The sequence below is a fragment of the Candidatus Brocadia sinica JPN1 genome (assembly GCF_000949635.1).
Lineage (GTDB): Bacteria > Planctomycetota > Brocadiia > Brocadiales > Brocadiaceae > Brocadia > Brocadia sinica.
The window spans coordinates 886,594-909,464 of the sequence record NZ_BAFN01000001.1; the positions used below are offsets into that span (position 1 = coordinate 886,594).

The following is a 22,871-nucleotide window of genomic DNA, read 5'->3' on the forward strand; positions in this document are numbered from 1 at the left end:
ACATGAAAAAAATTTTGTATATTGTGCTGGACGGTCTGGGGGATGGAAAATATCCTTGTAAAGAACTTGGCAATCGCACGCCTCTTGAGGCGGCATCTACTCCGGCAATGGACATGCTGGCAAGGGAGGGACAGTCCGGATTAATGTACACGGTAGGAAAAGACATTGCGCCGGAATCCGATATTGCGGTGATCAGTATCCTGGGATATGATGCCATGAAATATTATACCGGTCGCGGTCCTTTGGAGGCGCTTGCAGCGGGAATAAAGATCAATGACGGCGACCTTGCCTTTCGGGCAAACTTTGCAACAAGGGGAACTGGGAGATCAATAAAAGACCGTCGCGTCGGCAGGAATCTTTCTACGGAAGAGGCCACTCAACTCTGTAAAGAAATTAAAAAGAAGGTAAAATTGGAATCTGTCCCAGCCACATTTACCTTTAAAAATACCCTCGAATACAGGGGTGTATTGGTTATCCGGGATAATAATGATAAACTTTCCGGATATGTCACCAACACCGACCCGGCTTATATAAAACACGGTCTTTTGGGCGTTGCAAAGGAAACGGGGACCTTTGAGAACATCGTGGAGTACTGCATGCCCACGAGAGATTGTCCGGATACTGAAGCGGCCTATCGTTCTGCACTTCTGGTGAATGAATTTACCTTAAAGAGTTGTGAGGTGCTGGATCAATCCGAGGTTAACAAAAATCGCATTAAAAAAGGACACCTTCCCGCAAACCTTGTTCTGTTAAGGGATGCCGGCGACCACCTTCCGAAACTGCCCAGTATAAAAAGCAAATTTAAGACACATTTCGGCTGTTTTGTGGAAATGCCAACAGAAGAGGGCATTGCTTTACTGACCGGCATGAAAATCGTCCCTATTCCACCTCCGACAAAAGACCTGGAAAAGGATTACACCCTGCGCGCCAATATGACTATCAAACATATGAAAAATTATGACGGGCTTTATATCCACATCAAAGGGCCCGATGTGCCTGGTCATGATGGCGATGCAATCAGGAAAAAGGCCGTGATTGAAGCAATTGACCAATACTATCTTACACCATTAATAAACAGCATAGACCTCGACAAAACCATTGTTGCGATTACGGCAGACCATTCGACACCCTGCCGGCTAAAATCTCATTCTGATGATCCGGTACCTTTGCTTATCTGCGGTGGAAATATCAAACCGGATACCACACGTTCCTTTTCTGAAAAGACCTGTCTCGCCGGAAAGATTGGGAAAATCCACGGCACACAGCTTCTGCCGTTACTTATTAAATATGCAAATACAAAGAAATAAGAGGAGTTGGGCGAGGAAGACTGTATTATCCTGTGGAATCGTATTCTGCATTGTTTTCGCTGTTATCCTCATCACCCGGGTATTTATTTCCGAAGATTTTATACAGGAAAAAGTTACTCGGATACTAGAAGACAGGTTCAAATATATCGATCAGGTTGGTCCTGTTTCTTTTCATCGGCCCAACAGTATTACGATTGCTTATCTTACGGTGCAAAAGCCGGAACAAAACAAAGATTCTCCAATACATTTTGAGAATATTCAAAGCACTTTTCAGTTGCTCCCCTTATTATTGAAAAAAATTATCGTTAAAAAACTTTCCGTACAGCAGATCAACTATGAAAATCGGCTGTTGATAAAAAACCTTATTACCGATAAATTTTCATTCATAGATGGTGTGATCTCCGCTCAGGCACGATTATGTATAAATGAAGGCCCTGCTACCATGAAAGGGGTCGTTGACCTTCAGCAAAAAGAACCGGCCTTTGATCTCGTGTTTGAGGCAAAGGATGTTCACATTACCCAGGACATCCCCGCCCTCGGTCTCCTTCCAATATTCACAGTCAAGCAAGGTGAAATAGGCGGCATTTTGAACGCCACAGGTTTTCTGCAGGGTAAGGGTTTCGGGAAGGAGGCCTTTAACGAGAAGCTTGTTGCCAATATTAATCTCGATGTAAAGGATGGTTACATCCGGGGCAACAAGTTATTATCCGCCATACTGGAAATTTTGGGAGAAAAAGATTTATATTCGTTTGACTCAATTGAGTCGGTAATCCATATAAAAGACGGTAAGGTTTATACCAAAAAAATGGATATGCAGGGTCCGCTCATGAGCATAAATGCATCTGGCATAGCCGAATTTGAAGGTTCGATCTCTTACGACGCTGTGGTTAGATTTAATAAAGAACATCTGGGTAAGGATGCCGAAAAAATCGCTGAGCTAGTTCTAAAACAAAATGAGTTACCAATAGAAATTCGGGGCACTGCCAAAGATCCCAGGGTTGCTGTAAAACTGGATAAAGAAAGTCTGGAAAATGTTTTCAAAGGGTTGGTCAATGATTTTTTACGCAACCCGAAAGAGAAACAGAAAAAAGAGACGAATGAAAAATGAATTGGATTGACTACTCAATCTTTGCCATCTTGTTTTTTGCAACGGTTTTTGGGCTTGCCAGTGGTCCGGCACTTCAATTTCTCAGGATTGGATGCCTGTTGATCTCTTTCTTTACGGCGCTGCTTTTTCATGATGTCCTGAGTAACTTCCTGGGGGGCATTTTTACCCCATCCACGGCCAACTTACTGGGCTACTTTATTATCTTTGGCGTTGCATTCATGGTCACCTATATTGTTACCGACCTTGTAAAAAGGATCACGGGGAAATGGGGGATAGGGATTGGGCTCAGGTTGTTAGGAGGATTGTTCGGTATCCTGAAAGGGCTTGTGTTTTGCGGTGTAATAATCTTTGGTGTCTTATTGTTTTGCAGTAAACCGGCCTGTGATACGGTTCATACCTCAAAGATTGCAACTCAGATTGGGAAAGGCATGCAGGCTATCGTTTCCAGTATTCCGGAAAATGTCTCAAACAAAATCAAGGGGTATGCAAACAGTATCAAGAAAAAGAATGTATCGAAAGAAGCAAAGCCAAATGAAGATGAAGATTTCAAGGAAACAAATTCCGAATAAATCTCAAACTCCTATTAACAGACAATCTGTCACAAGTTATCTATTTCCTTCAATACTTCCTCAAGATCGTGTTCATGAGAAACGGTCGTTTTATTCCTTCGTAAATCCTCAAGATAACTTATTGCCGCTTCATCGGATAAAAGAAGAGGTGCTCTGTAAATAAAATCGTGTGAGTATACCGGCGATATCAGAACCTTCACAGAGAAAGGTTTCTGTTCTTGCAGACGTGACACTAAGAATCATTAAAAATGAACATTTAATTTTGCAATGTGCGTTTTTTAATTTTCATTTTACCACTACAATTTTTTGTTTGACAATCCATATTTTTCATATATTCTAATTTTTTCGATGTTTTTATAACGATTCATTTGTTATCCTTATTACATTCGCCAGGGAGTTTTCCGGTATATGAGTCCTCTTTCTAAAAATTTTGTGCGTGCAAGCCTGATTTACTTTTTCATTGCGGCCATACTTGGCACAATTATGATTTCTATGAAGAGCTATCCGGCCCAATTGCTCTTTTCCCACGTCCACTTGAACCTTCTCGGATGGATGTCTATGATGATTTACGGGGTTGGATATCATATCTTACCCAGATTTTCAGGAACACCACTTGCCTATCCCAAATTAGGAAATCTTCAGTTCTATCTTGCGAATATCGGTCTTGTAGGATTGGTGTCTTTCCGTCCGATACATCCACTCGCAGAAATTTTTGCTGGTATACAAGTGGTTTCTGCCGGCTTGTTCGTATTCAATATCTGGATGAGCACACTGCCACCCAAACCTGAACCTGAATAACCATTGTTAAAAAGGAGATTTCTCAGAATGTATACGATAGGAATCGATATTGGTTCTATGTCCACCAATGGAATTCTGATAAATGATAAAAAGGAAATCCTTTCCTCAATAATTATACCTACCGGCGCCAGCAGCAAAAAGGCAGCGGATAAAACTTTTCGTCAGATACTTACAGAAAACCAATTGTCGGAAAAAGACATTGATTATATTATTGCTACCGGATACGGACGTATAAAAGTACCGTTCGCTAATGAAGTTGTAACAGAAATTACCTGCCACGCCAAAGGAGCAAACTTTTTTTTCCCGAAGGCCAGGACTATCATTGATATTGGCGGGCAAGACAGCAAGGTCATTAAAATCGATGCGAATGGAAACGTTCTTGACTTTGTAATGAATGATAAGTGTGCAGCCGGGACAGGCCGATTCCTGGAGGTTATGGCCAGAACCCTGGAGATAGATCTGGAAGAAATGGGGCCGATTTCACTGAATGGAAAGGATAACGTTTCCGTGAGTAGCCTTTGCACGGTTTTTGCGGAATCTGAGGTGGTATCCCTTATTGGTGCAGACCACAGAACGGCAGATATCTGCAGGGGATTACATATCTCCATCGCCAAACGAATCACAGCCCAGGTGAAGAGGATCGGGTTGGAAGAAGAGATTGTTATGACAGGCGGCGTGGCAAAGAATATCGGCGTTGTAACGGAGTTAGAGAAGAATCTTGGTTGCAAGATCAGGATTTCGGAAGAACCACAAATCAACGGTGCGCTTGGGGCCGCACTGATTGCCTTAGAAAAGGCACTGTCAAAGATTCAACCTTCGGTGTCCGTTTCTGGAAATTCATCCACTGGCGCGTCCATTGCGGAATTTTCGGTCGAAGACAGTACCTTGCCGAAAATCGGTTATTTTTGTTCGTATACCCCGGTGGAACTTATTCGCGCCGCCGGATTTCATCCGGTCAGGATCAAGGGTTCTGAACAGGAATCGAGCGCTGCAAATGAAATGCTTTGTGGCAATATCTGCCCTTATATTAAGGCCGTTGTTGATCAAAAAATCAATGGCAACCTGGAAGATTTTAAAGGGATGGTGTTTGTTAACTCATGTGACGGGATGCGCCGGCTTTATGATGCGTGGGTAAAATTGGACGAAGGGAAAAAGTCGTTTAACTATATTCTGGATATTCCCAAAAATACCGACGATGCGGCAGTTTTTTATTACGCAAACCTGCTCAAAAACTTCAAAGAAAAACTGGAAACCTTTTTCACTCTCAAAATTCACCACGACGATATCAACCAGAGTATTACCCTGTACAATGCGGTCAGGGAGAAGGTCAGGTTATTTTTGCAAAAGTACTGGAGCGGGTATATCGGGCAATCCGGTTATGAGATATTTTCCCTGTTAAAGAAGGGTGTCAATGTAGTTCCGGAAAAATTCCAAACCTATTTAACCAACATTATGAAACAAAGGGAAGGTATATGTGATACGAGGGACATACCCAGGCTTTTCGTCTGGGGAAGTATTATGGAAAATGAGAAGATTATGAAGATTATAGAAGATGCAGGAGCCAAGGTTGTTGCGGAGGATTTGTGCAACGGAAGCCGATACTTTGATGCCCAAATTCATATCAGCGACGACCCCATACTATCAATCGCCAAAAGATATATCAAGCGGTCTCCCTGCTCCCGTATGGTCAATATCTTTGAGAGGATAAATAAAGTATTGACCATTATGCAGGAGAAATCGATTCATGGGGCGATTTATCACACCCTAAAATTCTGTGATCATAATCTCCTGGATTATCCCATGATTAAAAAGACATTCCATGAAAAAAATATCCCGCTTCTTCATCTCAATTGCGATTATACCCTTAGCAGCGAAGGGCAAATCAAAACCCGAGTTGAAGCATTTCTTGAACAATTAACCAGCACCTCCAGGAAAGAATAAGTGAAACATGGCATCAATTCGTAAATTTAAGGAATGGACAGAGCCATTTCTTCGTCGTATTTCCCCGATTTTATTCAGGGAACTTTTGCGTTTTTTGAAGATATATTATTTTTTCTGTCGTGGAAACAAAAAGAAGGAATTGGTTTCACTGCATGTTCAGACCCGCGTGGGTGTAAAGCATTTATACAACGCATTTGCCCACCCCAAACGGACTGTTTGGACAACAATGTTTGTTCCCTCAGAAATTCTGTTTCCTATGGGACTCTATCCTTTTTGCCTGGAAATTGGCGCTGCACTCTTTGCGGGTCTGGGGCAAAGTTCGCGGGGGCTCATGGAAGCCGAATCGTATGGAGTTCCCACCGATATCTGTTCCTTTCACCGGTCGGCAATCGGACACACATTCAGAAACCTGTTTCCTAAAAACATCCTTCAGGTAGCCACCACGACGCTCTGCGATAACAACACCAAGACGATGAAGATATGTGAGTCTGTGACAGGAAAAGAGACCATCGTTATCGATGTACCGTACGAAGCGGATGATTATTCCGTCAAATACCTCACGAAACAGCTTGAGGATTTTACCCAGCGGCTGGAGGAAGCGACGGGCAGGAAGATGGATCAAGCAGCATTTGAAAAGGCGATTGAATACTCGAATCAGACGCGGGAAAAGATGATCGAAATCAATGAATTGAGAAAAGATCCCGATTGTCCCCTTCAGGGCAGCAACGCCCTGGGATTTATGTTTCCCGGATATTTGTTAATTGGTTCCCAGTTATCAGTAGAGTTTTTCTCCAGCCTGGCTGCAGAATTACGTGAAAAAATCGAAGAGAAGAAAAGAAATGTAAACAGAAAATCTCCGAGAGATCAGATCAGAATTCTCTGGCTCGAATTGAAACCGTATTTTAAAATTGATTTTTTAACAAAGTTAGAACAGGAACAGGGGGTCAAGATCGTCTTTGAGGAAACAAACTACGTTTATTGGGATAAACTGGACCCGCAGAAACCTTACGAAAGTCTCGCCAGGAAACTTATTACCAGCCATTATAATGGTCCGTTAGAGCGTCGTATTGAGGTAACCAAGAAACTTGCCCGGGAATATCAGGTGGATGGCGTGGTTGTATTCTCATCGTGGGGTTGCAGAAGAAATAACGCCGCGGTACCCACGCTGAAAAGAGAATTGAACAAGATAGGTTATCCACTCCTCAGCCTCGACGGAGATTGCGTCGACGACCACAACTACATGCCGGGACAGTTTTCCACAAGGATTGAGGGCTTTTTGGAGATGCTGCGCGGAAGGAAAGCCACCACGAATATTTCGCAGCGTGAAATGACCGAAGCCGGTGTAGCCTGATTTAATGCACAGGAATTTTCATGCCACAAAGCCATTAAGACACTAAACGATCTTTAAATCGTTCTTCATTTACTTTTAAATCGGCTCTCATCTGATTCTTGCGAAATTTGTTTCCCTGATAATCTCCATACAAGTGCCAAGATTGATCAAGAAAACAAAAAACCCGCCTTTTTAGCCACTCATTCCCTGCATAACAGCAACACTATACTCGTTGAGAAACGAACAACAATCCGGGTATTTATCTTTGTAAAGACGGAGATAAATATTGGTACGTTGATAAAATTGTAAAAAGTTATCTTTTTGCTCAAAATCTATGGAAGGAAACAGCATCTGAATGGCATACATTTAAGGACGAAAATAAAAGATTTTTAAAAAAAATGTCAGAAAAAATAGGCCACTGCCCTTCTGCTCTATATGCTATTTCAAAACTATTAAATGATATCGGAAGTTCTTATTTGAATGATGGAGTATCTTGGATCTCAGATATATTAAAGAATAATAAAAATTTGCTGAATGCAAAACTAGAAACTAACACTGTTTACTACTTAGAAAATCTTGCTAGAAAATACATTTATGAAAATCGTGAAAAAATAAAGAAAACGAAAAAATTAAAACAAGAGGTTTTAATAATATTAGACTTTTTAATAGAAAAAGGATCAGTTGTTGGGTACTTATTGAGAGAGAATATTTTATAAACATTGCATTATATTTCTATCAGAAGTTTATTATATAAATAAAGAGCTTTAAGATAAACAAATGCAAAATATTACTATAATGACACATAAAAATTCGCTACACTTGACCGCTATACCTCTGTGCTTCATAGCGGCAGGTGAGTGCTGGACGTTAGTAACAATATAATCGGTCGACGAATTTATGATCAGTGCGTCACGGTGTAGGGGTCTTTAATCTGTGTGTTCTAATTTGTATTGACAACAGGGTTTTGCATGAATAAAGTTATTACTGATGATTAAAGGAAAAGGGATAAAGGTGTCAGAAAAGGACAAAGGTGTTAAAATCTTTATAATTGACAAATTTGAGCATCCGACCCTGTGAGTTGTCTATCTTGTCGCCTCTATGGGGCAAACCCAAACGTCCGCTCTCTACGCCCCGTCTGTGGTTGCCGCTCAATTCCGTCATTAGACACGCTACCTAGATAAAATTTAGTATATGCAATTTGAATGGGACAGGGAAAAAGCAAAAAAATTAGTAATGAATTACGCCCAGAATATAATTTTGACTATTCAAAGGCAGTTCGTGGCAAGTATTACAAACGCATTTTAGATGAAGGAGCTAACGTTGTCATGCTTGAGCCGGATGTAGCCAAGGCGTTTGTTGATTCAGCTGCTGTAAATGATGCGTTAAGGTCATTACTTAATTTAACACGAACAACTCAGCGCCTAACAAAGCACTCCAGCAAACGGGCTATTGCCCGCCGTTGAGTTTTGTCGTTAAATATGTTCAGGAGGCTTGCGGTACCGCCTATCTTGCAATACTGAAGGCGATCGATGAGTATTTACTGAATAAGGGGCTCAATAAGAAGGAATTGCCCGATCTGTTAACGCTTATAGGAAGGTGTTGCAAAAATATCTGGGGGTTTATAACGGTAAACTGTTAAAAGAGTTTGAAGACCTCAATGACGAACTCCATATCGCTGGTTATTATAGGGGAATGCTGCATTCTGTGGGTATAGTCAAAGAAGCTTTGAAAGCAGCAAAGGCTTTTATTGAGAAAATTAAATAATTTTCGGAGTTACTTTGCCTATCACAACTTACTTAACTAACCAGTTTTTTAAATACTTGTCTTGTCTGGTTAATTGAATCCCTTGCATCTGCTTCAATTGGGAAAGTATAGATTCCAAATTCTCCAAATTCTTTTTTATTTGTTCCATGGTAAACGGGTTTCCCTGGCAATCTGCATACAGGTGCCAGGGGTGGATCGAAAATATGAAAAGCCCGCCTTTGGCCACATCTCTTGCACTCAAAACCGCATCAATATAGTCGCTGGAAACCCTTCGGCCTTCAAAAATGGCCCATAAATAAGAAGACATCCTCTTGCCCTTCGTATCATGAAAAGAAGGCAATGCCAGTTCTAAAAGATTCGAATCAAAGATTTCCAGGGGAAACGGATCTCCTGTCCATTCAGTACCCATTGTTACCGTCTCAGAGGAATCATACAGAAATCCTTGCCATTCTAAGACTTTTACCACAGTCCGATTGATTCGAGTATAAGGAGCGCGAAACCCTTTGATATCTCTCTCAAAAATGTTTTCCAGGATATCCTTTGCCTTCGTTATGGCTTCCTCAATGGATTCTTCTTCCATAGGCATGCCGGATACCTTTCCTAAAAAGTCCTCGTGTTTCAACGAATGACAGGATACCTCATGCCTTTCAGACAACTTTGGCAAATTCATTCCATCTGCAACAAGCATCTGGGCCGTTCTTGCCTCATAAAATAACGTGGCATCTATATCATATATATCCAATAATTCCAGTATCTTTTGCAATCCCCTTTTGCATGCCCCGATAGTTATCTTGCCATGCTCTGTTGGAGAAGAAAGTGCATCATGCCGTCCTTCAACAGCGCTATTAGCATCCGGGTCGATATCCAGAGAGATTGCAACGTATAAAAGTTCATCAATCTTTGTCATGTAAATTTTTCTTTGTGTCCTTTGCGTCTTTGCGGTGAATCAATTGGTAAAATTATTTTGGTTTCAGAAGCGGGAAAAGGATGACTTCCCTGATGGAAACATTGTTTGTTAAAACCATGATAAGCCTGTCTATACCGATCCCAAGCCCACCGGCAGGCGGCATACCATATTTTAAGGCAGTCAAAAAATCTTCATCGATCTTCCCGGTAATATCGGCTTCGGTGCCTAGTTGCTCCCGGAATCTCTTATCCTGCTCCGGGGCGTCGTTCAGCTCAGAATAAGAGTTGGCAATTTCCATAGATGCGATGTACAGCTCGAACCGTTGGGCGAAACGAGGGTCATATTCACATGCCTTTGTTAATGGACAAATTGAGGTAGGATAGTCTAACACAAAGGTGGGATTGTTCAATGCCTGCTCTACCACCTGTTCGAAGATGTTGTTTGCCATGTTGTCTCTGTCAACACCCTGGGTCTCGAGCCCCAATTCCTTTGATTTTCTTGCCAGACCAGCCTCGTCCTCAAAACTCACACCGCTGTATTCTTTTAACAATTCGGAAAATGTGGCGCGACGCCATGGCGGAGTCATATCAATCTTCCGTTCCCCCAAAGGTATCTCATATCCACCGTACAGTTCTTTTACCAGTGATGTTATAAGACCCTCTGTAAGCTCCATCATACCATTATAGTCGCTGTAAGCCTGATACAACTCCATCATAGTAAATTCAGGGTTATGTTTCGTGGAGATGCCCTCGTTTCTGAAATTGCGGTTGATCTCATAGACTCGTTCCATTCCACCCACAAGCAGCCTTTTCAGATAAAGTTCCGGTGCAATCCTCAGATAGAGATCGATATCGAGGGCATTATGATGTGTAATGAAAGGTCTTGCCACGGCGCCACCGGGAATGGACTGCATCATGGGGGTTTCTACCTCTACGAACCCGCGGTCGTCCAGGAATCTTCTGACGTACTTCAGGATCTTAATACGTTTCAAAAAGGTTTCCATTACCTCGGGATTGGTAAACAAGTCGACATAACGCTGCCGGTGTCTTAACTCCACGCCTTTGAGTCCGTGCCACTTCTCGGGCGGTGTTAACAGGGATTTTGTCAGGATAGTAAAATCATCCGCATAAATCGTGATTTCACCGGTTCTGGTCTTAAAGAGGGCTCCTTCCACGCCCATAATATCGCCAAGGTCGAGCAATTTCAATATCTCAAATTTCTCCGGGCCAATCTTATCGAGTTTTAGATAAACCTGTATCTTCCCCGTCCAGTCTCTTATATCCAAAAATGCCGTCTTCCCATGCGGGCGCATGGTCGAGATACGTCCGGCGGCCTTAACCTTTCCATCGTCCTGGTCTGCAACAAAGCTATCCAAAATTGATTTTATGGGTTGTGTATTATCGTATCGTTTCCCGTAGGGATCGATTCTCTTCTCACGCAGTTTTTGGAGTTTATCAAGGCGTTCTTGTTCGAAATTTTCCATAATGTTTTGTATCCCAGAAAGACTTACATACAGCAATAATGTAAAATAAATGCCACAAAATTTCACTCATTTTATCAGTAATACAAAGACAGTCAAGGGAAATGGCTATCGATTTTGTCCCGCAATTCTTTACCAAAACCGGTAACAGAATTTTACAAAAGGGTTTTTCGTGATTACTACGGAAGTCCTCTGGTTGATGATAAAAAGCCGATATTTTACATCTTCGGTCTTTTCAATTCCATGACTATGAATTTTATTGACCGTTTGCTGCTATTTAATGTATAATTCTCCATTATGTTTTATATTGAGTTTTTGTTAAGTCCGTATTTCACAATTGCTTAAATAATGAGAAAATTCTGAGTGTCTTTCAGGATTTAAAGAATTATGGATAAAGATGTTATCAAAGAAATCTTCCTGCTCATCCTAGAGATTATCAAGGCATTATGCGAGATACTTTGGAAGAAGGTAAAAAATCTCACAGGCCTGATCTGGGACAGGTTTTTTGGTATGGCGGATATCTCATCAAAAGAACAGGCAGGGAAACAGGAATGGGGGGTTACCGGCGAAGATACATGGCCGGTTGCTCTGGAAGCGCCGCTAGTCAAACCGGAAGAACCCCAACCAAGGATTGAAAGAGAAGAGATTGCATACGCCCCAAGAATTCCGGAACTTCCCGATAATTACGGGGATACTCGAATTGTATTGATGGTGCGGGATCCGGAGTGGTTGTTTACCTATTGGGAAATTCAAAAAGAGGTAATGGACAGCGTTTTGAATACGCTTGGCGGCATGGCGCATGGCGCGAAAATTGTATTGCGGGTTTATGACGTAACGGATGTTATCTTTGACGGTAACAATGCCCATAAGTACTTTGATATTGAAGTAACCGGTGGTACGCGAAATTGGTACATCCATGTGGGTGAACCGAACAGGTCGTTTTGCGTGGATATTGGATTCCTCACCTCTCATGGGATCTTTTATACCCTCTCCAGATCGAATACGGTGAGAACTCCCCGTACGAGCGTGTCCGAGGTAGTTGACGAAAAGTGGATGGGCATTGAGGAGCTTTATGAAAAGATATATGCCCCTATGGGCATTGGTATCAGCGAATCTGTATTTGAAAGGGCACACAAGGGATGGCAGGAAATACTGAAAGAGGGTGTGTCTTCACCTGAGTCTTTAAGCGGTTTAACAGTTTCAAAAAAATAACGTATGGGAAAAGGCTACCTAGCATTAATTCTCCACGCACATCTGCCGTTTGTCCGTCATCCGGAATACGCCGAATTTCTTGAAGAAGACTGGCTCTTTGAGGCCATCACTGAAACCTACATCCCCCTTATTGATGTCTTTGACAAGCTGATCGACGATGGTATCGACTTCCGCATAACGATGTCTTTGACCCCGCCACTGATCTCGATGCTTACCGATACGCTTTTGCAATCCCGTTATATTCGTTATGTTGAAAAACGAATCGAACTCTCAGCTAAGGAGATCGAAAGGACAAAGCATCAGCCAGAATTTCACCGGCTTGCGCAGATGTATTACTGGCATTTTACCGATGCACGATACGTTTTTGCCGAGAAGTATCATCGGAACATTGTAAATGCCTTCAAAAAATTTCAGGATGCGGGCAAGCTGGAGATAATTACCTGCGGGGCTACCCATGGTTATTTGCCCCTTATGAATAACAATGTGAATGCCATGCGTGCCCAAATCCATGTGGCGGCAAGTCATTATGAGAAACATTTTGGCAGGAGGCCGCGTGGAATATGGCTGCCCGAGTGTGCCTATGAGCCCGGAGCAGACCAGATACTCAGGGAGGCAGGTATTCGCTTTTTTATTACCGAAACCCATGGAATCCTGTTTGCTTCTCCAAGGCCGAAATATGGTATTTATGCCCCCGTCTACTGTCCATCCGGCGTGGCTGCCTTTGGCAGGGATATGGAATCTTCGAAACAGGTTTGGAGTGCTAAAGAAGGGTATCCGGGCGATTTTTTCTACCGTGAGTTTTACCGGGATGTGGGCTTTGATCTTGATTATGACTATGTAAGACCGTATCTTCATGGGGATGGTAAGCGCTCCAATATCGGCATAAAATATTACCGGATTACCGGTAAGACCGATCATAAGGAACCCTACTCACCTGAAAAGGCATTGGGCAAGGCTGCTGAACACGCCGGAAATTTTATGTTTAACCGGGAGAAACAGGTAGAGTACCTGGCCTCGGTAATGGACCGGAAACCCATCGTTGTCGCACCTTATGATGCAGAGCTCTTTGGTCACTGGTGGTTTGAGGGACCTCACTGGATTAATTTCCTGTTTCGAAAGATTGCCTTCGACCAAAAGACGATCTCGCTGATTACTCCGATGGAATATCTTGAAATATATCCCGTTAATCAGGTTTCCACGCCCTCTCTTTCGAGCTGGGGGTACAAGGGTTACCATGAATACTGGCTGAACGGTAGTAATGATTGGATTTACCGGCACCTCCATAAAGCAGCGGAGCGTATGGTTGAATTAGCGAAGACATATCCACACACCGATAAAGATTCGTTACAGGGTCGTGCACTCAACCAGGCTGCACGGGAACTCTTGTTGGCACAGAGCAGTGATTGGGCATTTATTATGAAAACCGGCACCATGGTTGAATATGCCGTAAAGAGGACAAAAGAACACCTCTTTCGTTTTACGAAACTCTATGATGATATTCGATCCGGCAATATCGACGCTGTATGGCTCTCTGACATCGAAGGCAAGGATAATATCTTTCCGGACATCGATTATCATATCTATCAATAGGGCATAGAATAGTTTATTTTCTGTTTTTTTATAAAAGGAGCAATGAATAGAATGAAAGTGCCAAAGGAGGTTGGGAAACCACATACCAGAGATAAGGTTTATGCAGAGAACGATCCGTATTTACCCCCGAAGGGATCGGGACTGCCTGAGGTTGCTATCTGTAAGGATTGTACTGCCGTTTATCAGAAAAAGAAATGGTTTCTTGATCCCAAGCTTTATAAGGAAAAAAAAGCGGCGAAAGATATCAACTGGGTAATCTGTCCTGCATGTAAAAAGACAAAAGAAAATGTGCCGGGTGGAATTGTTACACTCAAGGGCGATTTCCTGCAACAGCACAAACAGGAAATAATGAATCTCATCCATAATGAAGATGAACGCTCGAAGAAATATAATCCTTTAAAGCGGATTATGAAGATCAACGAAAAAGGCAACGAGGTTGAGATACTTACCACAGAAGGCAGGCTGGCATATCGCATCGGGTCCATTCTGTTTAAGGCTTATGATGGCGAGGTAGAATACAAAAAACACGAGAATACAAAATTTATGCGGGTGGAGTGGAGGCGTTAAAACCCCTACCTTTAAAATTTACTGAGGAGTCTGCGTTATGATTAAAATCGAAAAAATTCTGTTTCCCACAGATTTTTCTGCGTGTTCGAAACATGCCTTAAAGTATGCCCTGGATATTGCCTCAGAACGGGGGGCAAAACTCTACATCCTGCATGTAATTCCTAAACTAAATGTACCTGTTGGCACCGGGGGATTGACCTTTCCGGTATCCAAACTGTACGATGATATGGAACGGGAGGCAAAAAAGAATATTTATCGCTTGGTGCCCAAGCGATTCCTGGAGAAGATAAAAGTTGAAAATATTATTATACGGGGAACACCTTTTCAGGAAATCATCAAGGCCGCCAAAAAATACGATATTGACCTGATTACCATCGCTACACATGGTCGGACGGGGCTTTCTCATGCGCTTCTGGGGAGTACGGCAGAAAAGGTCGTGAGAACCGCTCCCTGCCCGGTCTTGTGCGTCAAATATCCTGAACGCGAATTTGTACAGCCATAATATACAGTTTCATTTTTGTGGATAATGAATTTGTATCTACATGCTGTGTCAGCACAGATAGGCATCATTCTCAGGATCTTGCTAGTATTTGCCTCCTATTGCTTCCCTGTTCATTGTTTCAGAACATTTCGTAATGGCTTGCCTCTGTATTGTTGATTTTTTTTATCCCGCATATTGACTGACATGGAAATAATTGTTGAAAAAACGAAAGGCGTCGCCGTTCAACAATCAGCCATTGAGATTGTTGAACGCAAAGGCTTAGGACATCCCGATACTCTGTGCGATCGTGTAGCTGAAGAACTGAGCATTGCCTTTTCCCGGTACTATTTAAAAAGGTTTGGCAGGGTACTCCATCATAATATTGATAAATGCCTTCTCGTGGGTGGACGTTCTGCGGTTTGTTTCGGCGGAGGTGAGATGATAACTCCCATACAGATAATTGTCGTGGGCCGGGCTGTAGAAGTCGTGGGAGATGAAAAGGTGCCTTTGGAAGAGATTGCCAGGGAAACTACCCACAGGTGGTTAAAAGAACGGTTACGGTTCCTGGAGCCTGAAAAAAATGTCATTGTGGAAACAAAGATTCGAACCGGCAGTGTGGACCTGCGGGCGACATTTGACAGTTCAATTCCCCTGGCAAACGATACCTCGATTGGTGTTGGTTTTTCACCTTTAACAGAAACAGAGTCGCTTGTTTATCACACAGAACAATTTCTCAATTCTGCGGAAGTGAAACAGGATTATTCCATGATTGGCGAGGACATAAAAATTATGGGTATACGAGTAAACGATCGGATAAACCTTACGATCGCCATGGCCTTTGTTTCAAGATTTATTTCTTCAAAAGATGAGTATTTTAATATCAAAAAGGATCTGCTCGAATATATCCGGGCCTTTGTGAAAAAGTTGACGTCCCATGAGGTTACTGTCGCAATCAACGCCGCAGACAATTATGAAAAAAATATTGTCTATTTAACGGTGACAGGAACCAGTGCGGAGTGTGGGGATGATGGTCAGGTGGGCAGAGGAAACAGGGCAAATGGGTTGATTACACCGTACAGGCCAATGACACTTGAGGCCACAGCGGGGAAAAATCCTATTACCCACACAGGTAAATTATATAATCTGATTGCTGGTGAAATATCTGCAGAGGTGGCTAAGGACCCTGATATTGCCGGAGCGGAATGTTATCTGGTAAGCCAGATAGGAATGCCCATTACGGAACCTCAAATTGTCCATATAAAAATCCACTCCAGTCTTGCCCAAAAGATAGTGGAAGAAAAATGCAGGGGTATCATAAAAAAACATCTCGATCAAATACCGCAATTGTGGAAGGGGATTCTGGAAAGACGCTATTCACTGTTTTAGTGAGATATTGGCTGAGAAGGTGAAAGTTGTAAGTTCCGAGATTGAGATTCAAAGGAATAGCTTTTAACTGAAAACTTACAGCTTACATCTTTAACTCAGTGAGATTCCGGAGTATCCCTATGACGAGCTATTACCGATTCATTGAGGATTAGCCTATGGTTGCCAATACAACGGTCAAGGGCACTTTGGTCTCTTTTCTTGTGGGAATAACGGAGATCGATATCGATACGGTAGAAATTGTCGATATCAAAAAGATAAAGAGTTCACCATCGTATCCTGACGTGATTCCCAAACAGATGGTGGTCAAGGTTGAAAAGAAAATTGTTGAATCCAGAGAAGTAGGTTTTCTGGTTAAGTTTTGTCCACCGGGAATTGTCATTGTAGAAGCGTCTGTTGATTTGGAGAACATCTTGGATGAACATATCTTTGATATTAAAAAAAGCCTCATTGTGGAATGCAGAACTCTTTTGTGGGAATATTATTGTGACCAGCATTTTGACGAAGAGTACACCGTATACTGTGTATCCAATTACCATGGAGACCCGGAAGACATTGTTTCAGAGTATAAAGAGAGTATCGCAGGGCTTCTGAAGACAGAAAGAATACCGTTAGATGAGGAAGAGATCAATTCCACGCTGAAATTTAACATTAAGTATTCGAAAGATGATTTAACGATTGTGGATTGGGATGGGGCGTTTGTATTTGATCCGCGCAGTGATTTTGCCAGCAATATTGAACTTTTAGAGATTGCCAATCTCCAGTTATTGAAATTGAGGCTTTTGGAACATGAGTTGGAGGAACGATTGGAAAAGGCAGCATACCTGTTACAGAAGTCTACTTTAAGGAGAATACCCTGGCTCAATTCGCGTAAAATCAGGCACTCCTTGCGTGAAATCATACAAATCCGAACAGAATCCATCCAGGAATTTGCAGCTACCGAACGCCACATTAACCTTATTGGAGACTGGTATTCAGCCCGGTTGTTTGACCTGATAGCAAAAAAACTCCACCTCGAAGCATGGAAGATAAATATTAACAAGACACTTGACGCACTGGAAGATATTTACAGTATGATCGCTGAGAATTTTTCCATATCCTTTTCTACCACAATGGATTTTATCATGACCTTTGGTTGGTTCGTTTTATTGGTTGGATATTTCTTATTGTTCCTTTTGGAGTTGTTACAGAAGAAATCATGATGTTTTTGTGAAGAGGAGATTTTGATGTTTATGCTGATGAAAAATAAATGGGTTTATAGGAAGATACTCATCGTCTTTTTTGCAGCGATATCCGTTATAACAGCAAATTCCATTTTTTTCGCATTTGCCGGAGAAAAAGGTCCTGGTATTGTTAATGGTACCGTTAAGGTCAAAAAGGCAAAGTATCTCAAGGATACCATTGTCTATATCGAGCATGTACCGGATGCTTTTGAGCCCCCCGAAGAACATGCCGTCATAGATCAAAAAAACATGACCTTTATTCCCCATGTGCTTCCCCTGCTAAAAGGAACTACCGTCGATTTTCTTAACAGCGATCTGGTTCAGCACAACGTCTATTCTCCTGACGCAGTTGCAGATAATTTTAATTTGGGGACATGGCTTAAGGGCGAAACAAGACCGTTCACGTTTAACAAATCAGGGGTTGCCTCCATCCGGTGTAATGTGCACGTCGATATGCTGGCCTACGTCCTTGTCCTCCAAAATCCGTACTTTGCCAGGGTCGATAACGAAGGGAAATTTTCTATTACGAATGTGCCCGATGGGAAGTACATCATAAAGGTGTGGAATGAACGGCTCAAGGCACCGGATCAGCAGGTCGGGATTAAGGCAGATGCCCCTGCCACGGTAGTGTTTGAGTTAAAATGATTTTAACTAATGAAATATGCAAGTTTGCTCATAACAATTGAGCTACTTGTGTTTATTGCCTTTTTCATTCCCCTCAATATCCGGGTGCGTATTCTTTCATGAAACATATTCACGTTGCTTGCGCAATTATTGAGAAGGAGCGGAAAGTTCTTTCTGCGCAGCGGAGCAAATCTATGAGTTTGCCGCTAAAATGGGAATTTCCTGGTGGCAAGATGAAGAACGGGGAAAGCCTTACAGAATGTCTCAGGCGTGAATTACAGGAAGAATTAGGCATAGAAGCTGCTATAGGACATCCCCTTCCCCCTGTAACGCACAGCTACCAAACATTTCTAGTAACACTCCATCCGTTCATCTGTACCATCATTGCCGGCGAAATCACGCTTTATGAACATGCAGCGCTTGCCTGGTTAACTCCCCAGGAACTTCATACCCTCGACTGGGCAGAAGCAGACGTGCCAGTGGTCCAGTTATACCGGGAATTTCTCAAGACTCCTCAGGAGTGACATATTAATACAGTACCCTATACACCCAGAACCGTACAGGAAAAGCTGATTTCCTTCTATGTCGGGACACTTATTCTCTGTTGGGGCCACTTCAGCGCAAGTTTCGTTGCGCACTATCTCAAAAAACATAAAGCAAATATTTCACGACATATGAAAAAAGACCTTTCTTTATCCACCCTTCGGCAAACCATGCTGAAAAAAGTCATTGAGAAAGCAGGCAAGAGGACCTGGCTTATCATCAATTCTACCATCAAAGGAAAACGAGGCAAAAAACTCTGTAACTTACAGAAATTCAGGACCGCTCATGGATACGCCATTGGTCACTGTTTTGTCTTTGCCCAGCTTATCTGCGAAGACGATACCCAGCATATTGTAGCCGTAAAACCCTAAAATGATTTCTGATTATAAGGTTCTCAGATATGGGGAAGGAGCAAAACCTTCCAGCATCAACAAGGAACTGGCAATGCTTTCAAAGGCTTTCAATCTTGCTGTAAAGGAATGGGAATGGCTTAAGGAAAATCCTGTCAGCAAAGTAAAAAAAGAAAGAGAGAACAACCAGCGGGATCGTTGGTTGACAGAGGGCGAAGAAAAGAGACTACTTGAAAATTCCTCAAAAAGGCTTCGGAAGATAATCGCTTTTGCTCTTCGTACAGGGTTACGTTAAGGTGAGTTGTTTTCGCTTCAATGGGCCAGGGTAGATTTCTCCCGTAAGACAATCATAATTCAGGAATCAAAGAACGGAAAACCAAGAACTATTCCATTAGATCGGGTAGCATTTGACATCCTGGCAGAAAAGTCAAAGATACGGAATATCAAGTATGACTTTGTATTTATCAGTCGCATTGGTACGAAGATTAACTGTCACAATCTCAGAAGGATTTTTAATATTGCTGTTAAAAAGGCTGGTTTACAGAATTTCCGTTTCCATGATTTGAGGCATACCTTATTTTCATCAATATTCAAGTGGGAAATCTTTTGGGTTGGATGAGTTTTCTTTGACAAATAAATTTACGAGGGATAAAATCCTTTTATCTTATGAAAAAATACACGGAACCCAAAAGACATCTTATTTCCTTCAACAGCCATACCTCATCACACGTCTTTACCGATATACTGATAATGGGGAGCGGAGTGGCGGGACTCAGTGCTGCTATAGAGGCATCAAAACATTGTTCAGTACTGGTTGTCACCAAAGATAAGATCGATGAAAATAACACAGTCTATGCGCAGGGTGGCATTGCCGTGGTATTATCTGCCGGGGATACCATAGTGAAGCACATAAAAGACACCCTGGATGCCGGGCAGGGCTTGTGTGATAAAGCGGCGGTAAAAACGGTTGTCAGCGAAGGCCCGAAACGGGTACATGAACTGATTGAGTGGGGTGCAGCATTTGACAAAGAGGATGATCGTCTGATCTTTACTCAAGAAGGGGGGCACAGTTTCCCGCGCATCATCCGTGCCCAGGGCGATTCAACAGGAAGGGAAGTAGAACACGCACTTATACGCCTTGTGAAAGAATATAAAAATATTACAGTGCTTGAACACACCTTTGCCACTGACCTTATTACCAGAGACGGTATTTGTCACGGCGCTATTGTCTGGCATGCGAAAAAGGGGACCACCTTAATCTGGGCAAAGCGAACAATTCTGGCCACCGGAGGATGCGGACAGGTCTACCGGGAGACAACCAACCCCGATGTGGCTACCGGCGATGGACTGGCAATGGCCTACCGTGCCGGCGCTGTCCTCCAGGATATGGAGTTTGTACAGTTTCACCCCACAACCCTCTATATTGCCGGAGCTGTACGGTTTCTCATTACTGAAACCGTGCGGGGTGAGGGTGGCATATTAAGAAACAAAAGGGGGGAACGGTTCATGCCAAGGTATCATCAACAGGCGGAACTTGCACCCAGAGACGTGGTGAGCCAGAGTATTCTGAAAGAAATGCAAAAGACCGACCACACGAATGTTTATATCGATGTTCGTCATATTCCAAGAGAACGGCTTTACACCCGTTTCCCAAAGATCAAAGAAATCTGCGATTCATTTGGAATTGATATTGCCAAAGACCTGATCCCTGTGCGTCCCAGTGCTCATTATATGATCGGTGGTATCAAGACCGACCAATTTTCCAGAACTACAGTCAGGCAGCTTTACGCCTGCGGCGAAGCGGCCTGTACCGGTATGCACGGGGCCAACCGGCTTGGCAGCAATTCCCTTCTTGAAGGACTGGTAACGGGTTATACAGCAGGAAAAGATGCCTGCGAGTCAATCCAGAAGAGTGTGCGTAAATTGGTCCCCTACACCATCCGCGAATCTATGGGTTTATCAAAGATTAGCTGGTTGGATCTGAATGATATCCGAAATTCCTTAAAAAGCCTCATGTGGAGGGATGCGGGGATCGAGCGTGACGAAAGACATCTGCTTGAGGCCGAAGAAATGATCGAAATGTGGGGCAGCTACGTAATGGACAAAGAATTTTCCAACCCGACGGGCTGGGAGTTACAGAACATGATTCTCGTTTCCAGCCTTATCGTTTCATCAGCCCTGAAGCGGAAGGAATCACGTGGGGTCCATCACCGTACAGATTATCCAGAGACGGACAATATCCGCTGGAAAAAGCATATCACCTGGGTGCTATAAAATTGAAGGATATTCAATAATGTTAAATGCATAAGCATTTAATGTTAAAAAGTAATTACTTTAAGAAGTACGTTCTCCTTTTCTTATCCTATTATTTCTGCTTCACAGATATTATATCCGCTCAAGAAGGACAAAACCATTTTCGTGATACGATGATTACCCTTGATAAGAAGACCTATGTTCATTTTCAGGCAGCCTTACTGTCTTATCAATATATTTACAGTTACCTGGTAAAAGGCGGAGGTGATGGAGTTGCCGATGTAGTTCAAAATCTAATTGACGCTGCAAAACAGGGTATTGAAACCGAATCTGAAGGAACCGGAGAAGATATGATGCAAAACATCCTTGAAGTCGGGGAAAAATTAAAAAATGCAAAAGGCAGAAATGCACAACACGAGGCCTTTTTTGCCATCAGTGACGCGTTTATTTCATACTTTGGGTCATGGCCTAACCAACTAATTCGCAATAGATTGAAGATTTGCCGTTGCAAGAATGGGCATCAATGGCTCCAGCCGGAGAGTAGTCCAACTGCATGTCCATATGCTACCAATAAATTTTTAGATTGTTTAATTATTGTAGAGACAAAATACTGAAATCTTTAAGCAGGTACACGAGCAAATCCCGATTCCCCCTATTCGACTCCCTTGTTGTCTCAAGTTTATCAGACTTGGCTTTTACGCTAACGATAAATTGAGCTGTATCGATACAATGCCTTAAACTGAAATAAGTAAGTATACTGTTCCCGAAAAAAGCGATAAAAATATCTTCTGAAAAACCAAGTATCGCCTCAAATAATACGTTAGGTATTTTTATTTTGTTTTTGTTGTGATCTTTTTTTTAGCCATTTATCAAGGGAGCTTTGACTTTCTCCTGAACGTCTGCCGGCTAATATTCCTTCGACGCTAATATCTTCATCGATATCCGGCCAATGGATTCCTTCTCCATCTCCAATGAGTTCATAGTTTTCTCGTTCTTGTTTATTGCTGTTTAGCAATCGAGGATACCAAATAATAGGCACGGATATATTTCTCCCATCGTTAAGATAAACTACAAAAGAACCCTCTGTAAACACAACTCGTTGGGCCAAACATTCATGTTCAAGCACTAAAGTACTCATTCCATTTCTCCTGAAATATTTCTTTATTCTTTTCTATCAATTTTTGGATTTTTATAAGATCGTTATCACTAAATCCCTTAGATTTTTGCAACCGGATTGGGTTTAACCAAAATTTAGCCGTAAATCTTTCATGTTTTACATGGATATGGGCTGGTTCATTTGCATCACTGGAATAAAAGTAAAAACGATATGAACCAATTTTAGCAACAGTTGGCATTATTTTACATTAAGTTAACGATTAAAAAAGTCTGCAATGCGATTCAAAGCAAAAATTTGATAAACAAAATCTAAGATAAAGTGTAT

27 protein-coding genes are annotated in these 22,871 nt (G+C 42.3%); 22 read left to right on the top strand and 5 right to left on the bottom strand.

Going from position 1 to position 22,871, the window contains the following annotated elements:
* Nucleotides 1–2: 2 nt before the first annotated feature.
* From BROSI_RS04000 to BROSI_RS04030, 7 genes are all read left to right on the top strand, one after another.
* Entirely contained in the window at nucleotides 3–1,307 is a 1,305-nt protein-coding gene (locus tag BROSI_RS04000; RefSeq protein ID WP_052562443.1) for a BPG-independent phosphoglycerate mutase family protein, read from the top strand.
* Entirely contained in the window at nucleotides 1,288–2,415 is a 1,128-nt protein-coding gene (locus BROSI_RS04005; protein WP_052562444.1) for an AsmA-like C-terminal region-containing protein, read from the top strand. The genes BROSI_RS04000 and BROSI_RS04005 overlap by 20 nt, the downstream gene beginning before the upstream one ends.
* Complete coding sequence (locus BROSI_RS04010; RefSeq protein ID WP_052562445.1) at nucleotides 2,412–2,984, top strand: CvpA family protein; 573 nt, start codon at nucleotides 2,412–2,414, stop codon at nucleotides 2,982–2,984. Before BROSI_RS04005 ends, BROSI_RS04010 begins: the two co-directional genes overlap by 4 nt.
* A gap of 408 nt (nucleotides 2,985–3,392) precedes the next feature.
* Nucleotides 3,393–3,782, top strand: a complete 390-nt coding sequence (locus BROSI_RS04015; protein WP_052562446.1) for a hypothetical protein — start codon at nucleotides 3,393–3,395, stop codon at nucleotides 3,780–3,782.
* Between the two features lie 27 nt (nucleotides 3,783–3,809).
* Nucleotides 3,810–5,723: an acyl-CoA dehydratase activase gene (locus BROSI_RS18885; RefSeq protein ID WP_082059017.1), complete on the top strand. Its 1,914-nt coding sequence runs from the start codon at nucleotides 3,810–3,812 to the stop codon at nucleotides 5,721–5,723.
* 7 nt (nucleotides 5,724–5,730) lie between these two features.
* Entirely contained in the window at nucleotides 5,731–7,074 is a 1,344-nt protein-coding gene (locus BROSI_RS04025; protein WP_052562447.1) for a 2-hydroxyacyl-CoA dehydratase subunit D, read from the top strand.
* 377 nt (nucleotides 7,075–7,451) lie between these two features.
* On the top strand, nucleotides 7,452–7,769 hold the full coding sequence (locus BROSI_RS04030; RefSeq protein WP_052562448.1) for a hypothetical protein: 318 nt from the start codon (nucleotides 7,452–7,454) through the stop codon (nucleotides 7,767–7,769).
* Between the two features lie 298 nt (nucleotides 7,770–8,067).
* Here the strand turns inward: BROSI_RS04030 and BROSI_RS19665 are convergent, their stop codons facing one another.
* Nucleotides 8,068–8,214, bottom strand: a complete 147-nt coding sequence (locus BROSI_RS19665) for a hypothetical protein (RefSeq protein ID WP_157842367.1) — start codon at nucleotides 8,212–8,214, stop codon at nucleotides 8,068–8,070.
* A 41-nt stretch (nucleotides 8,215–8,255) separates the two neighbouring features.
* On the opposite strand from BROSI_RS19665, the gene BROSI_RS04035 reads away from it, so the two are divergent.
* Both BROSI_RS04035 and BROSI_RS19675 read left to right on the top strand, forming a co-directional pair.
* Nucleotides 8,256–8,516, top strand: a complete 261-nt coding sequence (locus tag BROSI_RS04035) for a hypothetical protein (RefSeq protein WP_052562449.1) — start codon at nucleotides 8,256–8,258, stop codon at nucleotides 8,514–8,516.
* 103 nt (nucleotides 8,517–8,619) lie between these two features.
* A complete protein-coding gene (locus BROSI_RS19675) occupies nucleotides 8,620–8,817 on the top strand; it encodes a DUF5618 family protein (protein ID WP_261338889.1) in 198 nt (65 codons plus the stop codon).
* 28 nt (nucleotides 8,818–8,845) lie between these two features.
* Here the strand turns inward: BROSI_RS19675 and BROSI_RS04040 are convergent, their stop codons facing one another.
* Together BROSI_RS04040 and lysS are read right to left on the bottom strand one after the other, a co-directional pair.
* The gene (locus BROSI_RS04040) at nucleotides 8,846–9,724 is read right to left on the bottom strand and encodes a polysaccharide deacetylase family protein (protein ID WP_052562450.1); all 879 of its coding nucleotides are present in this window, start codon (nucleotides 9,722–9,724) and stop codon (nucleotides 8,846–8,848) included.
* Between the two features lie 52 nt (nucleotides 9,725–9,776).
* A complete protein-coding gene (gene lysS / locus BROSI_RS04045; protein ID WP_052562451.1) occupies nucleotides 9,777–11,207 on the bottom strand; it encodes a lysine--tRNA ligase in 1,431 nt (476 codons plus the stop codon).
* A gap of 384 nt (nucleotides 11,208–11,591) precedes the next feature.
* On the opposite strand from lysS, the gene BROSI_RS04050 reads away from it, so the two are divergent.
* From BROSI_RS04050 to BROSI_RS04110, 13 genes are all read left to right on the top strand, one after another.
* Nucleotides 11,592–12,416: a DUF4912 domain-containing protein gene (locus BROSI_RS04050; RefSeq protein WP_052562452.1), complete on the top strand. Its 825-nt coding sequence runs from the start codon at nucleotides 11,592–11,594 to the stop codon at nucleotides 12,414–12,416.
* Between the two features lie 3 nt (nucleotides 12,417–12,419).
* A complete protein-coding gene (locus BROSI_RS04055) occupies nucleotides 12,420–14,006 on the top strand; it encodes a glycoside hydrolase family 57 protein (RefSeq protein ID WP_052562453.1) in 1,587 nt (528 codons plus the stop codon).
* A 51-nt stretch (nucleotides 14,007–14,057) separates the two neighbouring features.
* Nucleotides 14,058–14,573 carry a BCAM0308 family protein gene (locus tag BROSI_RS04060; protein ID WP_052562454.1) on the top strand — a complete coding sequence of 172 codons (516 nt, stop codon included), beginning with the start codon at nucleotides 14,058–14,060 and terminating at the stop codon, nucleotides 14,571–14,573.
* 37 nt (nucleotides 14,574–14,610) lie between these two features.
* A complete protein-coding gene (locus BROSI_RS04065) occupies nucleotides 14,611–15,075 on the top strand; it encodes a universal stress protein (RefSeq protein WP_052562455.1) in 465 nt (154 codons plus the stop codon).
* Nucleotides 15,076–15,258: 183 nt separating this feature from the next.
* Entirely contained in the window at nucleotides 15,259–16,440 is a 1,182-nt protein-coding gene (locus tag BROSI_RS04070; RefSeq protein WP_052562456.1) for a methionine adenosyltransferase, read from the top strand.
* A 155-nt stretch (nucleotides 16,441–16,595) separates the two neighbouring features.
* Entirely contained in the window at nucleotides 16,596–17,639 is a 1,044-nt protein-coding gene (locus BROSI_RS04075; RefSeq protein ID WP_052562457.1) for a hypothetical protein, read from the top strand.
* Between the two features lie 30 nt (nucleotides 17,640–17,669).
* The gene (locus BROSI_RS04080; RefSeq protein ID WP_157842370.1) at nucleotides 17,670–18,305 is read left to right on the top strand and encodes a hypothetical protein; all 636 of its coding nucleotides are present in this window, start codon (nucleotides 17,670–17,672) and stop codon (nucleotides 18,303–18,305) included.
* Between the two features lie 98 nt (nucleotides 18,306–18,403).
* Nucleotides 18,404–18,808 (top strand): (deoxy)nucleoside triphosphate pyrophosphohydrolase, encoded by a 405-nt coding sequence (locus BROSI_RS04085; protein ID WP_052562459.1) that lies wholly within the window; start codon nucleotides 18,404–18,406, stop codon nucleotides 18,806–18,808.
* 150 nt (nucleotides 18,809–18,958) lie between these two features.
* Nucleotides 18,959–19,198, top strand: a complete 240-nt coding sequence (locus BROSI_RS04090; RefSeq protein ID WP_052562460.1) for a hypothetical protein — start codon at nucleotides 18,959–18,961, stop codon at nucleotides 19,196–19,198.
* A 1-nt stretch (nucleotide 19,199) separates the two neighbouring features.
* The gene (locus BROSI_RS04095; protein ID WP_052562461.1) at nucleotides 19,200–19,472 is read left to right on the top strand and encodes a phage integrase; all 273 of its coding nucleotides are present in this window, start codon (nucleotides 19,200–19,202) and stop codon (nucleotides 19,470–19,472) included.
* Nucleotides 19,473–19,478: 6 nt separating this feature from the next.
* The gene (locus BROSI_RS04100; protein ID WP_052562462.1) at nucleotides 19,479–19,796 is read left to right on the top strand and encodes a site-specific integrase; all 318 of its coding nucleotides are present in this window, start codon (nucleotides 19,479–19,481) and stop codon (nucleotides 19,794–19,796) included.
* Nucleotides 19,797–19,843: 47 nt separating this feature from the next.
* Nucleotides 19,844–21,451 carry an L-aspartate oxidase gene (gene nadB / locus BROSI_RS04105; protein WP_052562463.1) on the top strand — a complete coding sequence of 536 codons (1,608 nt, stop codon included), beginning with the start codon at nucleotides 19,844–19,846 and terminating at the stop codon, nucleotides 21,449–21,451.
* Nucleotides 21,452–21,477: 26 nt separating this feature from the next.
* The gene (locus tag BROSI_RS04110) at nucleotides 21,478–22,044 is read left to right on the top strand and encodes a hypothetical protein (protein ID WP_157842371.1); all 567 of its coding nucleotides are present in this window, start codon (nucleotides 21,478–21,480) and stop codon (nucleotides 22,042–22,044) included.
* A 206-nt stretch (nucleotides 22,045–22,250) separates the two neighbouring features.
* On the opposite strand, the gene BROSI_RS04115 is transcribed toward BROSI_RS04110, so the two are convergent.
* Nucleotides 22,251–22,568 (bottom strand): DUF2442 domain-containing protein, encoded by a 318-nt coding sequence (locus BROSI_RS04115; RefSeq protein ID WP_052562465.1) that lies wholly within the window; start codon nucleotides 22,566–22,568, stop codon nucleotides 22,251–22,253.
* Nucleotides 22,549–22,785: a DUF4160 domain-containing protein gene (locus BROSI_RS21240; protein ID WP_052562466.1), complete on the bottom strand. Its 237-nt coding sequence runs from the start codon at nucleotides 22,783–22,785 to the stop codon at nucleotides 22,549–22,551. The genes BROSI_RS04115 and BROSI_RS21240 overlap by 20 nt, the downstream gene beginning before the upstream one ends.
* Nucleotides 22,786–22,871 lie beyond the last annotated feature (86 nt).

Coding starts and splice junctions, on each gene's coding strand:
- BROSI_RS04000 (WP_052562443.1), top strand. CDS start 3: ATGAAAAAAATTTTGTATATTGTGCTGGACGGTCTGGGGGATGGAAAA.
- BROSI_RS04005 (WP_052562444.1), top strand. CDS start 1,288: ATGCAAATACAAAGAAATAAGAGGAGTTGGGCGAGGAAGACTGTATTA.
- BROSI_RS04010 (WP_052562445.1), top strand. CDS start 2,412: ATGAATTGGATTGACTACTCAATCTTTGCCATCTTGTTTTTTGCAACG.
- BROSI_RS04015 (WP_052562446.1), top strand. CDS start 3,393: ATGAGTCCTCTTTCTAAAAATTTTGTGCGTGCAAGCCTGATTTACTTT.
- BROSI_RS18885 (WP_082059017.1), top strand. CDS start 3,810: ATGTATACGATAGGAATCGATATTGGTTCTATGTCCACCAATGGAATT.
- BROSI_RS04025 (WP_052562447.1), top strand. CDS start 5,731: ATGGCATCAATTCGTAAATTTAAGGAATGGACAGAGCCATTTCTTCGT.
- BROSI_RS04030 (WP_052562448.1), top strand. CDS start 7,452: ATGTCAGAAAAAATAGGCCACTGCCCTTCTGCTCTATATGCTATTTCA.
- BROSI_RS19665 (WP_157842367.1), bottom strand. CDS start 8,214: ATGACGGAATTGAGCGGCAACCACAGACGGGGCGTAGAGAGCGGACGT.
- BROSI_RS04035 (WP_052562449.1), top strand. CDS start 8,256: ATGGGACAGGGAAAAAGCAAAAAAATTAGTAATGAATTACGCCCAGAA.
- BROSI_RS04040 (WP_052562450.1), bottom strand. CDS start 9,724: ATGACAAAGATTGATGAACTTTTATACGTTGCAATCTCTCTGGATATC.
- lysS (WP_052562451.1), bottom strand. CDS start 11,207: ATGGAAAATTTCGAACAAGAACGCCTTGATAAACTCCAAAAACTGCGT.
- BROSI_RS04050 (WP_052562452.1), top strand. CDS start 11,592: ATGGATAAAGATGTTATCAAAGAAATCTTCCTGCTCATCCTAGAGATT.
- BROSI_RS04055 (WP_052562453.1), top strand. CDS start 12,420: ATGGGAAAAGGCTACCTAGCATTAATTCTCCACGCACATCTGCCGTTT.
- BROSI_RS04060 (WP_052562454.1), top strand. CDS start 14,058: ATGAAAGTGCCAAAGGAGGTTGGGAAACCACATACCAGAGATAAGGTT.
- BROSI_RS04065 (WP_052562455.1), top strand. CDS start 14,611: ATGATTAAAATCGAAAAAATTCTGTTTCCCACAGATTTTTCTGCGTGT.
- BROSI_RS04070 (WP_052562456.1), top strand. CDS start 15,259: ATGGAAATAATTGTTGAAAAAACGAAAGGCGTCGCCGTTCAACAATCA.
- BROSI_RS04075 (WP_052562457.1), top strand. CDS start 16,596: ATGGTTGCCAATACAACGGTCAAGGGCACTTTGGTCTCTTTTCTTGTG.
- BROSI_RS04080 (WP_157842370.1), top strand. CDS start 17,670: ATGCTGATGAAAAATAAATGGGTTTATAGGAAGATACTCATCGTCTTT.
- BROSI_RS04085 (WP_052562459.1), top strand. CDS start 18,404: ATGAAACATATTCACGTTGCTTGCGCAATTATTGAGAAGGAGCGGAAA.
- BROSI_RS04090 (WP_052562460.1), top strand. CDS start 18,959: ATGAAAAAAGACCTTTCTTTATCCACCCTTCGGCAAACCATGCTGAAA.
- BROSI_RS04095 (WP_052562461.1), top strand. CDS start 19,200: ATGATTTCTGATTATAAGGTTCTCAGATATGGGGAAGGAGCAAAACCT.
- nadB (WP_052562463.1), top strand. CDS start 19,844: ATGAAAAAATACACGGAACCCAAAAGACATCTTATTTCCTTCAACAGC.
- BROSI_RS04110 (WP_157842371.1), top strand. CDS start 21,478: ATGCATAAGCATTTAATGTTAAAAAGTAATTACTTTAAGAAGTACGTT.
- BROSI_RS04115 (WP_052562465.1), bottom strand. CDS start 22,568: ATGAGTACTTTAGTGCTTGAACATGAATGTTTGGCCCAACGAGTTGTG.
- BROSI_RS21240 (WP_052562466.1), bottom strand. CDS start 22,785: ATGCCAACTGTTGCTAAAATTGGTTCATATCGTTTTTACTTTTATTCC.